This is a genomic window from Paraburkholderia suaedae, from assembly GCF_040812055.1.
Taxonomy (GTDB): domain Bacteria; phylum Pseudomonadota; class Gammaproteobacteria; order Burkholderiales; family Burkholderiaceae; genus Paraburkholderia.
Genome location: NZ_JBFOAH010000020.1, coordinates 82873 through 96387, shown reverse-complemented (window position 1 = coordinate 96387; position 13515 = coordinate 82873). Strand labels below are relative to the sequence as shown.

The window sequence follows — 13515 nt, the reverse complement described above, 5'->3', positions numbered from 1 at the left end:
GGAGGCAGAGGGCAAAGATAAGGACGTCGTGCACTACTGGTATTCCACCACCGACGGAGAGACAAGACGGTGTTCGCCTGTTGCATCCGGTAGGCGCGTTGAGAGGCCACGGCTGGTAAACGTAATGAGCTTCGGAAACGGATGAGTACGAAGCGAGATTCGAAGTCTGCGGCGGGCAGCAGAACGAGCTTATCCGGGAAGGCCGGCCTGTCGTTAGGTGCGGACGTTCGACTTTGTCCTGCACCGGTAAGTTTGAGGTAGCAACACAAGGAAGGAATATGCCACGGCCAGGAAGCATCACGAAGGACATCCCGCTGTTCAATGACACTGATGTGCGACATGTCATGCGCAATGCCGCCGTTGCGGCGATGCTGTCGGACCCAACAGGCGCTGAAGCGCTTCTTGCCCTGTCCGATGCGGAAGTCGGGCGTCTCTTCAAAGCACACCTCATTCAAGTCATTGGCACCGCTACGTTGTCGAACCTGGACTTAAGTTCCACTCGTGAGGAAGACGAGAAGCGAGGCCGCTTGACCAACCGCCGAGCTTCAGAATTTCCGGGTTTGACCAATGTCTCTGCGGCCAACATAGAGCGGTACTCCCTTGTTCTACAAGGAAGGCTGCTACCTGCAGAGAACTTCTGCAAAGCCGCAGGCATCACTGAGCAGAAACTAAGCGAAGACGTTGCGTCTTGCCGAGTATTCACCGTGGAATTTGAGTCCAACCAGTATTACCCAATTTTTGCCTTATCGAATCTAGTCGACCAGAGGGATTTCGCGAAGGTCGTACGGCGCTTGGGTGACTCAACCGGTTGGAGCAAATGGAAATTCTTCACGACGCCATCAGAGTCACTTGGAGGTCTCACGCCGCTGAGACTTCTGCAGCGCGATGAGGTGGAGCGCGCACTTGCCGCAGCAGATGAATTCAAAGCCCTAAGTGCGGTGTTCTTTAGTATTGCAAGAACCACACCGCTGTCTAACTAATTCCTGCCGCCATGAATCCAACCACGACCAAAGGAGCGTCAAAGCCACGGCTCTCTCGCCAAAAACGCGACACCGCTTCGCTCGAAGAGGCGTGGCTTGCACAGATAGACCACGCGATTCATTGTGCAGTTGTCGCTGCCCTCCTGGTTGACCCTATAAGCTGGAACGCGCTTCTCACACTTTCCGACGAGCAACTCGGTCGTATGTTTAAGAATCGACTGTGGAAAGTCATTGGCGTGTCGACGATATTGAACCTAGACCTCCCTTCGATGCGTGACGAGGGTGAGAAACAACGCAAGGGCGTTAGCCGAAAAACCAAACTGCGAACATCTGAAAGCCAGGGTGCGATACAGAGCGCGTCGCCAAACTCCGAGCGCTACGACCTCGTGCGTCAGGGAAAGTTGCTGCGTATGGGCGACTACCTTGGGGCGGCAGATGTTACAGAGAAGAAGCTGAGCAAATCCGTCGCTTCAGGGAAAGTCTTTAGCGTTGAGCTTGAAGGAGAGGTGTACATCCCCGCGTTCTTTATTTCCCCAATGATTCATCACAATGACTTCGCGGAGGTCATACGTAGTCTAGGTGATACATCCGGTTGGAACAGATGGGACTTTTTTACCACTCCGACAGAAGCGCTCGGTGGTTCGACGCCGCTCCAATTTCTCGCAATTAAAAAGGTGAAGCCTGTGCTGAAAGCCGCTGAAGAATTCGCGAAGCGCTGAGTCTCAGCTCCCTTCGAGGCCATGGAACAGATTCCGGAAATCGCTCTCCAAAACCTACCGCTACTGTATGTGCCGGCGGTCGGAGCCGCTCTCGCGTTGGTCGTGTAAACATAAAGAAGCGGTAGGTGAACCAGGGCTACATATTCCGGCGCCCAACCGTTTCCTCGCGCGAGCATCATGCTACGTTCACTGCAGAGAGCAATATGCCTATCGAAAATCAACTTGACTTGGAGATTGCGCTCCGCAAAATCCACGAACTTGCTCTCGCCGACGGAGACCTTGGCTTTGAATACTGGCAGCAAGTCGGCCAGTTGCTTCGAAGAGCAGCTGGCATGCAAGCGGAGATAGACGCTCTCAGTAAAGAGTTGGAGCAATGCCGTGCGAAGCAACGCAAGAGGCACTGAGATGGGTACCTTCTTATGGTAACGATGCCGAAAACCGATACACACCTCCCGGCCGACCACATCGCGGTTAGCAGACTTCTCTCGAAGATTTTGCGACACGAACCCGAGATGATTGGCATTCGGCTCGACAGTCAAGGCTGGGTATCTGTCGACGAACTGATACGCGCTATCGAACGCGCTGCGCGCACTCCGGGTGCGTCAAAGCGACTGAGAACGCTGCCGACAATCACCAAAGACGTCATACAGGCTGTGGTCGCGACGAGCGATAAAAAGCGATTCACGCTTTCACGGGATGGCACGCGAATACGTGCGGCGCAGGGCCACTCAATAGAAGTGAGCCTAGGATTTGTCGCAAAGGAACCGCCGGCTGTTCTCTATCACGGCACCGCTCGGAGTAACTGGACGAGTATCGCTATTGAAGGGTTGACGGCTCAAACTAGGCACGCGGTCCATCTGAGCACGGATGTCGATACGGCTACGCGTGTCGGTGCTCGCCACGGTGCACCATTGGTACTCGTCGTGGATGCCGCGCAAATGCATGCCGACGGGTACGGTTTCACGTGTTCGGATAACGGCGTGTGGCTTACCGCGGTAGTCCCGCCTGCATACCTGACTCAGTTGAGGCCGGGCGAAGGTGGGCGGAAATCATGAACGTGCGTTCTCGTGTCAAATCTCTCACAGCGCAACGGATGCAAAGACGCGAACTGAGTCGGCAGCGCGCGAAAGAGTTGCTACTCGACGATGCCATTTCTGGGCTCAACGATGTGAAATTCGGGCGCGTAGCCAGCGAGCCCGAATTTCGCCGACGGTTTCGGCGATGAAGGCGAGCCAGCCTACATCGTGCGCGACCCCTTTCGGCTGCGGAGCTTGATGGCTCAGAGAGCGGTTGCATCATGCACGGATGTCACACGGTGGTGTTTGGTTTCGTAGCATCATCGGCGCTTATGCCGAGCACAGGAGATTCGCAATGACCTCTGACCTGAAGGCCTTGTTTCGGCGTGCCACCCCGCTATCGAGCGAACAGACGGAGGCGCTCATCAATGCACACATGGCCTCCAATGCTCATCGCTACCCGTCCGCTTCGGAAACCTCGGTCCCAATGGACAGCGAGAATGAGCCGACGGACGACCAGGAAGTAAAAGCAAGAGAACTCTGCGGCTGGCGCGGTATGCGCTCCCGGTTCATCCCGCACGACCAAACTGTGAGACGCATGAATATGCGTCGCCTAGGCCGTATTACCAGGCACAAGGAGGCTCGAATGAAAGAAGAAATCCGTCTTGAAGAGCGACTGTTCAGGAAATCGGACAAACCTTCTGAGGACTTGAGTTGCAACTGGCACTACAAGAAATCCCCGAGCTACAACGACTTCGCCTCTACAGATGCGGCAGGGAAATGGTGCATCTTTGTAAGCCCCGCCGAAGTGGACGAGGAATGGAGCAAAATCAGAGGCGTAATCGAGAGCGACCAGCTAATGTGTGCCAAGGTGTCCACCGCTCTGCGCAGCATGAGCCGCGATGGCCACGTCATCTGCGTCTACACGCGTGACTGGGCCGATAGGCAGGACCTCATGCGCGCCCGCGCGGTGTTGCGGTCACTGGGCTTCGTGAAGGAACTCGGCTACAAGCGTGACATTGATACCCGGAGCGGGAAGTACGGCCCCAATGAGTGGTACTTGCGTGCGTAGCCAGCCATTGTGGCTAACCGGGACCAGATGACTACAACAGTTCCTGACGATTTCCCCCGAGATGTGACGCCAGCGTCGCTGGCAGGCAAACTAATGAAGCTTTCGGGCAGACTGATTGGCGGCAAGTTTGTGGTCGGCCAGACCGCAGACGAGCGGTACCAATGCTGCGATTTATGTGAAGACCTACCCGAACATCCAAGGGGAAGTTCGTGGCTGAATCGCGACTGACAACCAGAGGCCGTACCACCGTGCCTGCCGAGGTCAGGAAAGCGCTAGGCATGAAGCCGGGCACGCGACTGGTATGGCATGTCATGCCCGATGGCAAAGTCCTGGTACGGGTAAAATCGAAGTCGCTTCTGGAGCTGGGGGAATCGTGGAATCCCCGGTCCAAGGGGTGACCATCGAGGACATGAAAACGTGGCGACGGTAAGCCAGTGAATAATGACAGCAGACTCGTAAGGCTTCTGCAGCAACACGAGTGCGCCTATCTGTTCGACTCAAAGCAGCGCTCGGCGGCGTCGACTCAGGCTGCTGGATTCAATTCGGCGAGACGTTGGCGGGCACGCCCGAAATCAGTTTGGCGTTATTCGAACGGGGCGAATGCGTTGTGTGCGCCTGCACCATCGTTGTTTTTGCGAACGGGAGCGTAGAGTCCGCCAGAAGCTGGCGTCCAGTTGGAATGATTTGCGTCCCGATAACTATGCCCAGCAATCCGACGAGGGCCACCATTGGCGGCGCCGGCGACCTCACACGAATCAGGCTGTATATCGCGCCGGCGAGAATGCCACCAAGGAGCGAGAGAATATAAGGTTTCATTGGCAGAAAATTGCTCGGACTCGGATGCCAGCGTGCTCCGTGGATGTCGCGAACTATTTGCATTCAAGTAATAGCCATGGACATTGCACTGAAAGGCCCGCACCGGAATGATTACTCCGGGGACGAGCCTCGCATGTCACCTGCTCAGCATGCGTTGTTACGTCAGGTCTTCGCCGGGACTGGAGCGAGAGACTCGTGCTTTGTCTTGGTACGCTGGGGGGCGTTATGAACCCTCGTGTAGGCGTAGTCGACGCCCATTCCGTAAGCGCCCGAATGCTCCTTCACGATTTCCATCACTGCGTCATACGTTTCTTTGCGCGCCCAGTCGCGCTGCCACTCGAGCAGGACCTGTTGCCATGTGACCGGGACGGCGCCGGCCTGCACCATTCGTTGCATCGCGAAGTCGTGCGCGTCCTTCGACGTGCCGCCGGACGCATCGGCGACCATGTAAATTTCGTAGCCGCCTTCGAGCATCGCGCAGAGTGCGAACGTCGTGTTGCAGACCTCCGTCCACAGGCCGGCGACGACGACCTTGTTCCGGCCGTTTTTCTTGAGCGCGTCGCGGACCTTCTGGTCGTCCCAGGAGTTCATCGAGGTTCGCTCGAGAGTGGGCTGGTCCGGGAACACGTCGAGCAGCTCCGGGTACGTGAAGCCGGAGAAGCTTTCGCTCTCGACCGTCGTGATAGTCGTCGGGATGTTGAATGTCTTCGCCGCCTTCGCCAGTCCGACGACGTTGTTCTTCAATACTTGCCGGTCGATTGACTGGACGCCAAAGGCCATCTGAGGCTGCTGGTCGATGAAGATGATTTGGCTGTTGGTCGGTGTAAGTACTTCCAGTTTCTCTGTGCCCATGATGTCATCCGTTCGTCTGAGGTTTTAACAAAACGTCGCGCCAGATTTGAGCGCCGGAAGAGCCCTTGCATTGCTCTAATGAAGCCAATAGCGACGTGTCTCTGGCTGGAGAAAAAAGACATGAGCAATGCCGTCTCGTGGTCGAAAGGAAGCATAGTGTGACGCTGTCGATAACGATATAACAGTTTTATGTATGTTGCCAGTAAGATGCTTTTCTTTGGACATGGAAAGTCATAAGCTGCGAGGAAAGCGCAAGACTCGTTGTCCTTCGATAGCCGGTGTCTCGCTGGAATGCGTCCTTCAGTCGTTGCCAGGTGGGCGACACCTTTTGAAGCCAGTTGCGAATACGTGGAGGAATGCTATTTTTTTCAGCTTGGTCATTCGTCGTCGCGAGTGGTTGCTTGCGGCGTACCAGAGGAGGGTTGGTCGATGAAAGCGTATGTGGTTTCGCTGCTGGCTGGAATCCTGATAGGCGTGGTCTACAGCCTGATTGGCGTGCCGTCACCGGCCCCTCCTATCGTCGCCCTCGTGGGCCTTTTAGGCATACTCGCGGGCGAACAAATTTTCCCGGTTGTAAAGAAGATGCTTTCCGGGGCCAACTTTCGTGTGGCCTGGAAGGAGGAGCATTGCAATCAACACCTGTTTGGGTCTTTGCCAGGCCGGAACTCCGGAAGCCCTCGGCCCATGGCGGGAGTATCGTCTGAGGAGAAGCGTTCATGACGTCTCATCAAGATGCGCCAGATTTGATTCTTCTTAATGGCCGGTTTACGACATTAGATAAGTCGAAGCCAACTGCCACTGCGGTTGCTATCAAGGACGGTAAATTCATTGCCGTCGGCGGCGACAGCGAGATAAGCGGGCTCAAGTCCGATGGCACGCGTACGGTCGACCTGAAGGGACGCTCAGCTCTTCCGGGGTTAATCGACAATCATCTCCACATCATCCGTGGCGGGCTGAATTTCAACATGGAGCTCAGGTGGGATGGTGTGCGCTCACTGGCGACTGCCATGGAGATGCTCAAGGCGCAGGTCGCCATCACCCCGCCGCCTCAATGGGTACGTGTCGTCGGTGGGTTCACGGAGCACCAGTTCGACGAGCGTCGCTTGCCGACCATCGAGGAGCTGAACGCTGCAGCACCCGACACGCCGGTTTTCATGCTGCACCTCTACGACCGCGCGCTACTGAACGCCGCGGCGCTGCGAGTGGTGGGCTACACGAAGGACACGCCTGAGCCCCCCGGTGGCGAGATTGTGCGCGATAGCGCGGGCAATCCGACCGGGTTGCTGCTGGCGAAGCCCAACGCGGCCATCCTCTATGCGACGTTGGCGAAGGGCCCCAAGCTTCCTCTCGAATATCAGTTGAACTCAACGCGGCATTTCATGCGCGAGCTCAATAGACTGGGCGTCACCGGAGCCATTGATGCCGGCGGCGGTTTCCAGAACTTCCCGGAGGACTATGAGGTCGTCAGGAAGCTAGACGCTGAGGGACTGCTGACCATCAGGCTGGCCTACAACCTGTTCACTCAAAAGCCCAAGGGTGAAAAAGAAGACTTCGTCAACTGGACGAAGACGTCGAAGTATAAGGACGGGAACGACTACTTCCGGCACAACGGCGCGGGCGAGATGCTCACGTTCTCGGCGGCGGACTTCGAGGACTTCAGGGTGGCGCGCCCGGACATGCCTCCGGAAATGGAGGGCGACCTCGAAGGGGTCGTTCGCGTGCTCGTGGAGAATCGCTGGCCGTGGCGTATGCATGCGACGTACGACGAGACCATCAGTCGTGCGCTCGACGTATTCGAGAAGGTGAACCGCGATACTCCCCTTGCCGGCCTGAACTGGTTCTTCGACCACGCGGAAACTATTTCAGAGAAGTCGATGGACCGCATCGCAGCGCTCGGTGGGGGCATTGCGGTCCAGCATCGGATGGCGTACCAGGGCGAGTATTTCGTCGAGCGATACGGTGAGAAGGCGGCTGAGGGCACGCCGCCTGTTGCGCGAATGCTCGAGAAAGGAATTCATACGTCGGCGGGGACCGACGCAACGCGAGTGGCGTCCTACAACCCGTGGGTCTCCCTCTCCTGGCTGGTGACCGGCAAGACGGTCGGCGGCCTGCGCATTTATCCCCAGCGCAACTGTCTGGACCGTGAGACGGCCCTGCGCATGTGGACCGAGAAGGTCACCTGGTTCTCGAATGAAGTCGGCAAGAAAGGGCAGATTGCAGTCGGTCAGCTCGCGGACCTTATCGTCCCTGACCGCGACTTCTTTGCCTGCGCCGAGGACGACATTGCTGGCGCTTCGTCTTTGCTTACGGTGGTAGGCGGCAAGGTGGTGTATGCGACTGGCGAGTTCGCCGCCCTGGACGACAGTCCGCCACCTCCGGCGATGCCTGACTGGTCACCGGTGCGAAAGTATGGCGGATTTGCCGCGTGGAAGCAGGGCGACGAGTCCGGCGCGCCGCTTCAGCAGGTGGCGTCCACAGCATGTGACTGCGCGCGCGCTTGCGGCGTTCACGGTCACGACCATCGGCGCGCGTGGCTCGGCAATGCGCCGACGTCGGACTACAAGGGCTTTTGGGGAGCGCTGGGATGCGCGTGCTGGGCGGTCTAGAGCAAGGGCCAATGGTGGACAGTCCATCCTGGGTAGCGGCGCTGCTTCGTCAACCGTGGGTGATGCCATCGGTCCGCATCTGTCTCGTCTCAGCGTACCTCATTGGCGGTGTCGCCAAGCTGATGCATTTCGACGCTGCGGTCGCTGAGCAGGTGCACTTCGGTCTCCATCCCGGGTGGCTTTGGGCTACCCTGGCGATTTTCGTGGAGATTGCCGGCTCCCTGTGCGTCATCTTCAACAGGTTCACGTGGCTCGGAGCGGGAGCGCTAGCTGGATTGACGGGGGTGGCGATGCTCGTGGCGAACGACTTCTGGCGTCTGGAAGGCGTGGCGCGCTTCGTTGCGTTGAACAGTTTTTTTGAGCACCTGGGATTGATTGCCGCCTTCGTGATGGCCACCTATCTGGCCAGCGGTGAGCGACGCTCTCGCGTCTAAAAAAAAGACAGGAAACTCACTATCATGCGTAACTTTCAATCGCTCGGCGTCGCCGTTGCTCTTGCTCTCGGTCTGGTTGCAAGTGCTCCGTCGACTTCTTTCGCAAAGGCAAACATCGGGGCGCCGCAATCTGCGTCTTACTCTGTCGGGCCGCAGTACGACACTACTCACGTGTATGTGGCACCGGAAGACTTCGACAAGTTCACGGAGAGCTTCGCTGCCACGTTTGGCGGCCACAAATCGCAGCAAGGCGTCTTCCAGGTGACGCCGACACCGAGCCAGACGATGTCTCAACTGGTCTTCACGCCGGTCGGTACGATTTCGGTGTTCGGCTTCAAGACACCGATTCCGTTTCCGTTTGGTGACGAGCGTACCGGCTACCTCGTCACGGACATGGACGGCGCGATGAAATCGGCGAAGGCTCACGGCGCTGATGTCATGGTCGATACTTTCGCGGACCCGATTGGGCGTGATGCAGTCATCTCGTGGCCGGGCGGCGTGCACATGCAGCTCTACTGGCATACGCAGGCTCCGAACTACGGGGCGCTCGAGACTGTTCCGGAGAACCGGGTGTACGTCTCGCCGGGGCGTGCAAACGCACTCATCAACAACTGGGTCGGGTTCTCGCACGGGAAGGTGGTTTCCGACAATCACAGCGCGCCAGGCGTTGAAATCGGTCGGCCGAACGATACCTTCCGGCGCGTTCGACTGACGTCGGGATTCGGGAACATGACTGTCTTTGTGACCGATGGACGTCTTCCGTACCCGTATGGGCGCGAGATGACCGGGTATGAAGTGAAGGACTTCGATGACACCATGAAGAAGGCTCAGGCCGCTGGTGTTTCGGTTCTGGTGCAGCCTTTCACGTCGGACCGGAGAGAATCGGCAATCGTCCAGTTCCCGGGCGGGTACATCGCGGAAATTCACGCGGCTGCGAAATAGGACAGCGTCACTACAAGAGGAGTGTCGATAGTCGAGAGGCCAATCTCGCTAACGCCTCTCCATAGGGTGAGCAATGAATGACGATAGTTTGCTGTCCGCAATTGCTGGTTATGTCGACACTCTCAGCTTTTTCGCGCTGTTCGGCCTGTTCACCGCGCACGTGACGGGGAACTTCGTGCTCATTGGTGGTGGCGTCGCAGGGTATGGGCAGGGCATCTTCCTTAAATTGATGGCGTTTCCTGCTTTTATCCTGGGAGTCGCGCTGAGTAACTTCATCATTCGCGGCGCAAACCCCGAGACCCCGATGCGAGGCGCGTGCATGCTCTACGCCCTGCAGGCGCTTCTGCTTCTGGCGTTCTGCTTTGCAGGTGTCAGGCTCGGACACAAGTTCAACCCGGAAAATTGGGCGGTGGTCGTGTGTGGGATGATTGGCGCGACCGCGATGGGTGTCCAGAACGCCCATAGCCGTCTTGTTGCCCGGCCTGGTGTGCCGAACACTGTCATGACCGGCAACGTGACGCAGGTCATTCTTGACACGCTTGACCTGTGTACGCCACGCGTTACAGCGGACGCCAAGATTGCTGCGCGAACGCGAGTCGCCAAAATGCTTCCAGCAATCGCGGCATTCGGGCTCGGCGCCGTTGCCGGTGCTCTGGCGTACAGAAACTTTGGCTTCTGGGCTCTACTGGTGCCGGTAGTCGGTCTCGCCTGGCTGGCAATGCATGCGTGGATGCACCGGAACGCGGTGGGTAAGCTTGCCGCTTGACACCTTCTCCTGCGCGCGCACTCGCTGGTCGCGCTACAGGGAGGGAGGCATCGACGGTGCCTTGATGGCATCTGAAAAGTGCGTGGGGTATGCGGTGGCGGAGGGCTCCACTCCATAGGGGCCGGAAGAACAATGTTTGACAGGGCGGGAGGCCAGGTGGGATGCAACTTGCGGCATTGATAGGGATTGCCGTTGCTGGGCTTGCGCTCGCGTTCTGTGAAGACACGCGAGCGGATAACGAGGGGCAACCATCTCAGCAGAGTCGGACGCCGACTGAGACGTGTGACGCCAAGCGGCCGGTTGTGATGTTCAATCGCTGGCAGGAAGATTGGTCCGTTCTCGCGAATCCTTGTGTACCGCGCAAGCCACTCGACAGCCTGAAATATATCCCGCTCGGAGGTGACCCACATTCGTATCTGTCGCTGGGTGCCAATTTACGCGAGCGCTTCGAGTTCAGCGGGGCACCGCTTTTTGGGCTCGGCTCGGCAGGCACCGATAGCTACGTGATTCAGCGGGCACAGGTCAGTGCCGATGCGCGTATTGGCCCATACCTTCAGTTCTTTGCGCAACTCGAAGATGCCCGGCCGTTCGGCAAGAATACTGTGACCCCTGTCGACAAGAATCCGCTCGATTTGGAGCAGGCGTTCGTTGCCTGGGTGAGTCCGCTCGGCCCGGGAATGATAAAGTTGCGCATTGGGAGGCAGGAAATGGCCTTCGACTTGCAGAGATTTATCTCTGTGCGCGACGGTCCGAACGTACGCCAGGCGTACGACGCTGTCTGGGCCGATTACGAGTACCAGAAATGGCGCTTCATCGGTTACCTGACCCAGCCCGTTCAGTACCGCGACGTCTCAGTATTCGACGATACGTCGAATAGCCATTTGACCTTCAGCGGCGTGCGTTTCGAACGGCAGGGCGTTGGGCCTGGAGACCTGTCTGGATATTATTCGCTTTACACCCGTGCCGGTGCGCATTTCCTTGATGCGCAAGGCGATGAGCATCGCAATGTATTTGACCTGCGATATACGGGGAAAATCGCTGCCACAGATTGGGACGTGGAGTCGATGTACCAAACGGGCCACGTCGGCGACAAGACGATTGCTGCATGGGCGGTTGGCTCGCTGTTTGGCTATACGCTCGATTCTCCCTGGAAGCCACGGTTCGGTTTGCAGGTTGATGCTGCTTCCGGTGACCGCCATTTGAACGACGGCCGCGTCGAAACCTTCAATCCGCTTTTCCCGAACGGTTATTACTTCACGTTGGCGGGCTACACGGGGTATGCAAACCTCATCCATGTGAAGCCTTCGATTACGCTCAAGCCGTCCAGCAAGCTAGCCTTGTTGTTTGCCATTGGATTCCAGTGGCGAATGAGCACGAACGACGCCATTTATCAGCAGGGAAATGCTGTCGTTCCGGGTACTGCTGGCCACGGGACGCGATGGACTGGCGCCTATGCACAAATACGTGCTGACTGGACGGTGGCGACCAACCTGATTGCAGCCGTTGAGGCCGTTCATTTCCGGGTCGGAGATTCCATCCGCGAACTGGGCGGGAGCAACTCTGACTATGTTGGGCTGGAGCTGAAGTATGGCTGGTAGCACCGGGCGGGCGAGGCTCGGGCTCCGTATCGTGCGGAAAGAAGAGCTTCAAGATGCCTGTCTTAGCCGCGCACGTGTTCCCACAATTGCCCATGGATAACGTCCAGTTTTTCCACTACCTGCTAATGCTGATGGCGGGCGCGTGCGTTCTGACCTGGCTCGCCGACCGTGTGGCATTTCCTCCCGCGCTCGCGCTCCTCGTCGGCGGGTGTTGCGCGGCCCTCATTGGAGGGCACTCTCTGGAGCTTGACCCCGGCCTCGTGCTCGCAGCAATCCTTCCGCCGTTGCTGATGTCCAGCGCCTTCTATACCGCATGGGATGACTTTCGCCGGGAAGTCGGCCCAATCATTTCGCTTGCACTGGGGGCCGTGGTGTTTACGACCGTTGTCGTCGCAGCAGTTGTCCACACGGTCAATCCATCTCTGCCGTGGAGCGCGTGCTTCGCTTTAGGTGCTATCGTCTCGCCGCCTGACGCAGTCGCTGCAAAGGCGATACTTCAACGCAATCCGCTGCCCGCCAGGTTGGTGACAACGCTGGAGGGTGAAAGCCTGGTCAACGACGCGTCAGGTCTCCTGCTTTACCAAATAGCAATTCTGTCCGCGTCGACTGCCAGCATTACGCTGGCAAGAGGCGGCAGTCTTTTTCTCGCGCTCACCGCCATAGGAATCGCGGCAGGGACTCTCAGTGGCACGGTGATGACCTGGCTGATAGCGAGGATTAAGGATGTCGCTATCGGCATCACGGTGACATTCATCATGGCGTGGGCAAGCTACGCCATAGCTGAGGAAATGGGCGGCTCTGGCGTGCTCTCGGTTGTGACGTGTGGACTGATATTGGGGATTTCCCAGCATCGGATTTTCGGCGCCAGCATGCGTCTGAAAGCGAAAGCCACGTGGGAAGCTGTCGAGTTCGTTCTCAACTCTCTGGTGTTCATCCTTATCGGGCTTGCGCTGCGCGGCATCCTGGCCCGCATGCAGCAGCAAGATTCGTTGCTGGTCGATGGCCTGAAGATGGCCATACCCGCCATCATCGCCACCTTCGTTGCGAGACTGGTGTGGGTCGGCGTCGCGATGTACGTTCCAGGGCAACTGCTCAGGAAGACGAAGGTAGTTCGGGCCTGGTCGCTTCGCGAGTCTGTGATTCTCGTGTGGGCGGGTATGCGCGGAGTGGTCAGTCTCGTGGCCGCACTCGCGTTACCCAACCATTTCCCCGCGCGCGACCTGATTATCTTCACCTCCTTCGCGCTTATCATTTCCACTTTGGTCATCCAGGGCGGGACGTTATCGTTTTTTATTCGACGCGTTCGAATTCGTCCGGTGACGCGAGCGACGATGTCCGAGCTGGAGGCGAGGTCAAGAACATTCAATGCGGCGCTGCAGGAGCTGGGAGCGAGAAAAGCTGGCGGCGAGGAGGCCGAGGAGGTAGCGCTCCAGCGGGTCCTGGACGAATACAAGGTTCGGGTAAGCAATAATGAGCGAGCCCATAGCGAAGGAGCCGAGCAGGGCAATGTGAGAGCGCGACAACTACGCCTGGAACTCGACATGGTGAGCGTGTCGCGCCGGGAACTGTTAAAGCTCAAGGAAGCAGGGAACATCGACGATGCGGTCCTGCATCGGATAGAAGCCGAACTTGACTTCGAAGAGATGAGGCTCTCGCGCCTTCTGGAGCCTTGACTGGAGCGTGCCACGCGCACAGCCAGTGCAGCTGCTACTGC

General features: G+C 57.9%; 15 protein-coding genes. 13 read left to right on the top strand and 2 right to left on the bottom strand.

What is annotated here, in order from left to right; all coding sequences use genetic code 11:
• Positions 1-278: 278 nt before the first annotated feature.
• The 6 genes from ABQJ48_RS24760 to ABQJ48_RS24735 all read left to right on the top strand — a co-directional run bounded on the left by ABQJ48_RS24760 (position 279) and on the right by ABQJ48_RS24735 (position 4185).
• Positions 279-980 carry a hypothetical protein gene (locus ABQJ48_RS24760; protein WP_367840602.1) on the top strand — a complete coding sequence of 234 codons (702 nt, stop codon included), beginning with the start codon at positions 279-281 and terminating at the stop codon, positions 978-980.
• An 11-nt stretch (positions 981-991) separates the two neighbouring features.
• Complete coding sequence (locus ABQJ48_RS24755; RefSeq protein WP_367840601.1) at positions 992-1699, top strand: hypothetical protein; 708 nt, start codon at positions 992-994, stop codon at positions 1697-1699.
• Between the two features lie 125 nt (positions 1700-1824).
• Positions 1825-2103 carry a hypothetical protein gene (locus ABQJ48_RS24750; RefSeq protein ID WP_367840600.1) on the top strand — a complete coding sequence of 93 codons (279 nt, stop codon included), beginning with the start codon at positions 1825-1827 and terminating at the stop codon, positions 2101-2103.
• A 15-nt stretch (positions 2104-2118) separates the two neighbouring features.
• The gene (locus tag ABQJ48_RS24745; protein WP_367840599.1) at positions 2119-2754 is read left to right on the top strand and encodes an RNA 2'-phosphotransferase; all 636 of its coding nucleotides are present in this window, start codon (positions 2119-2121) and stop codon (positions 2752-2754) included.
• A 316-nt stretch (positions 2755-3070) separates the two neighbouring features.
• Entirely contained in the window at positions 3071-3787 is a 717-nt protein-coding gene (locus ABQJ48_RS24740) for a putative phosphothreonine lyase domain-containing protein (RefSeq protein ID WP_367840598.1), read from the top strand.
• A 209-nt stretch (positions 3788-3996) separates the two neighbouring features.
• Positions 3997-4185: an AbrB/MazE/SpoVT family DNA-binding domain-containing protein gene (locus tag ABQJ48_RS24735; RefSeq protein WP_367840597.1), complete on the top strand. Its 189-nt coding sequence runs from the start codon at positions 3997-3999 to the stop codon at positions 4183-4185.
• 139 nt (positions 4186-4324) lie between these two features.
• Here ABQJ48_RS24735 and ABQJ48_RS24730 read toward each other — a convergent pair whose 3' ends face one another.
• On the bottom strand, positions 4325-4603 hold the full coding sequence (locus ABQJ48_RS24730; protein WP_367840596.1) for a DUF1427 family protein: 279 nt from the start codon (positions 4601-4603) through the stop codon (positions 4325-4327).
• A 162-nt stretch (positions 4604-4765) separates the two neighbouring features.
• Complete coding sequence (locus ABQJ48_RS24725; RefSeq protein WP_367840595.1) at positions 4766-5455, bottom strand: hydrolase; 690 nt, start codon at positions 5453-5455, stop codon at positions 4766-4768.
• A gap of 429 nt (positions 5456-5884) precedes the next feature.
• On the opposite strand from ABQJ48_RS24725, the gene ABQJ48_RS24720 reads away from it, so the two are divergent.
• The 7 genes from ABQJ48_RS24720 to ABQJ48_RS24690 all read left to right on the top strand — a co-directional run bounded on the left by ABQJ48_RS24720 (position 5885) and on the right by ABQJ48_RS24690 (position 13474).
• On the top strand, positions 5885-6175 hold the full coding sequence (locus ABQJ48_RS24720) for a XapX domain-containing protein (RefSeq protein WP_367840594.1): 291 nt from the start codon (positions 5885-5887) through the stop codon (positions 6173-6175).
• Positions 6172-8061, top strand: coding sequence for an amidohydrolase (locus tag ABQJ48_RS24715; RefSeq protein ID WP_367840593.1), 1890 nt, complete (start codon positions 6172-6174; stop codon positions 8059-8061). The genes ABQJ48_RS24720 and ABQJ48_RS24715 overlap by 4 nt, the downstream gene beginning before the upstream one ends.
• Positions 8040-8495, top strand: a complete 456-nt coding sequence (locus tag ABQJ48_RS24710; RefSeq protein WP_367840592.1) for a DoxX family protein — start codon at positions 8040-8042, stop codon at positions 8493-8495. The genes ABQJ48_RS24715 and ABQJ48_RS24710 overlap by 22 nt, the downstream gene beginning before the upstream one ends.
• A 24-nt stretch (positions 8496-8519) precedes the next feature.
• Positions 8520-9437: a glyoxalase gene (locus ABQJ48_RS24705; RefSeq protein WP_367840591.1), complete on the top strand. Its 918-nt coding sequence runs from the start codon at positions 8520-8522 to the stop codon at positions 9435-9437.
• A gap of 73 nt (positions 9438-9510) precedes the next feature.
• Positions 9511-10203 (top strand): YoaK family protein, encoded by a 693-nt coding sequence (locus tag ABQJ48_RS24700; protein ID WP_367840590.1) that lies wholly within the window; start codon positions 9511-9513, stop codon positions 10201-10203.
• 161 nt (positions 10204-10364) lie between these two features.
• On the top strand, positions 10365-11801 hold the full coding sequence (locus tag ABQJ48_RS24695; RefSeq protein ID WP_367840589.1) for an alginate export family protein: 1437 nt from the start codon (positions 10365-10367) through the stop codon (positions 11799-11801).
• A gap of 92 nt (positions 11802-11893) precedes the next feature.
• Positions 11894-13474, top strand: coding sequence for a cation:proton antiporter (locus ABQJ48_RS24690; protein ID WP_367840588.1), 1581 nt, complete (start codon positions 11894-11896; stop codon positions 13472-13474).
• The last annotated feature ends 41 nt before the right edge of the window (positions 13475-13515 follow it).

Coding starts and splice junctions, on each gene's coding strand:
- ABQJ48_RS24760 (WP_367840602.1), top strand. CDS start 279: ATGCCACGGCCAGGAAGCATCACGAAGGACATCCCGCTGTTCAATGAC.
- ABQJ48_RS24755 (WP_367840601.1), top strand. CDS start 992: ATGAATCCAACCACGACCAAAGGAGCGTCAAAGCCACGGCTCTCTCGC.
- ABQJ48_RS24745 (WP_367840599.1), top strand. CDS start 2,119: ATGGTAACGATGCCGAAAACCGATACACACCTCCCGGCCGACCACATC.
- ABQJ48_RS24740 (WP_367840598.1), top strand. CDS start 3,071: ATGACCTCTGACCTGAAGGCCTTGTTTCGGCGTGCCACCCCGCTATCG.
- ABQJ48_RS24730 (WP_367840596.1), bottom strand. CDS start 4,603: ATGAAACCTTATATTCTCTCGCTCCTTGGTGGCATTCTCGCCGGCGCG.
- ABQJ48_RS24725 (WP_367840595.1), bottom strand. CDS start 5,455: ATGGGCACAGAGAAACTGGAAGTACTTACACCGACCAACAGCCAAATC.
- ABQJ48_RS24720 (WP_367840594.1), top strand. CDS start 5,885: ATGAAAGCGTATGTGGTTTCGCTGCTGGCTGGAATCCTGATAGGCGTG.
- ABQJ48_RS24715 (WP_367840593.1), top strand. CDS start 6,172: ATGACGTCTCATCAAGATGCGCCAGATTTGATTCTTCTTAATGGCCGG.
- ABQJ48_RS24710 (WP_367840592.1), top strand. CDS start 8,040: ATGCGCGTGCTGGGCGGTCTAGAGCAAGGGCCAATGGTGGACAGTCCA.
- ABQJ48_RS24705 (WP_367840591.1), top strand. CDS start 8,520: ATGCGTAACTTTCAATCGCTCGGCGTCGCCGTTGCTCTTGCTCTCGGT.
- ABQJ48_RS24700 (WP_367840590.1), top strand. CDS start 9,511: ATGAATGACGATAGTTTGCTGTCCGCAATTGCTGGTTATGTCGACACT.
- ABQJ48_RS24695 (WP_367840589.1), top strand. CDS start 10,365: ATGCAACTTGCGGCATTGATAGGGATTGCCGTTGCTGGGCTTGCGCTC.
- ABQJ48_RS24690 (WP_367840588.1), top strand. CDS start 11,894: ATGGATAACGTCCAGTTTTTCCACTACCTGCTAATGCTGATGGCGGGC.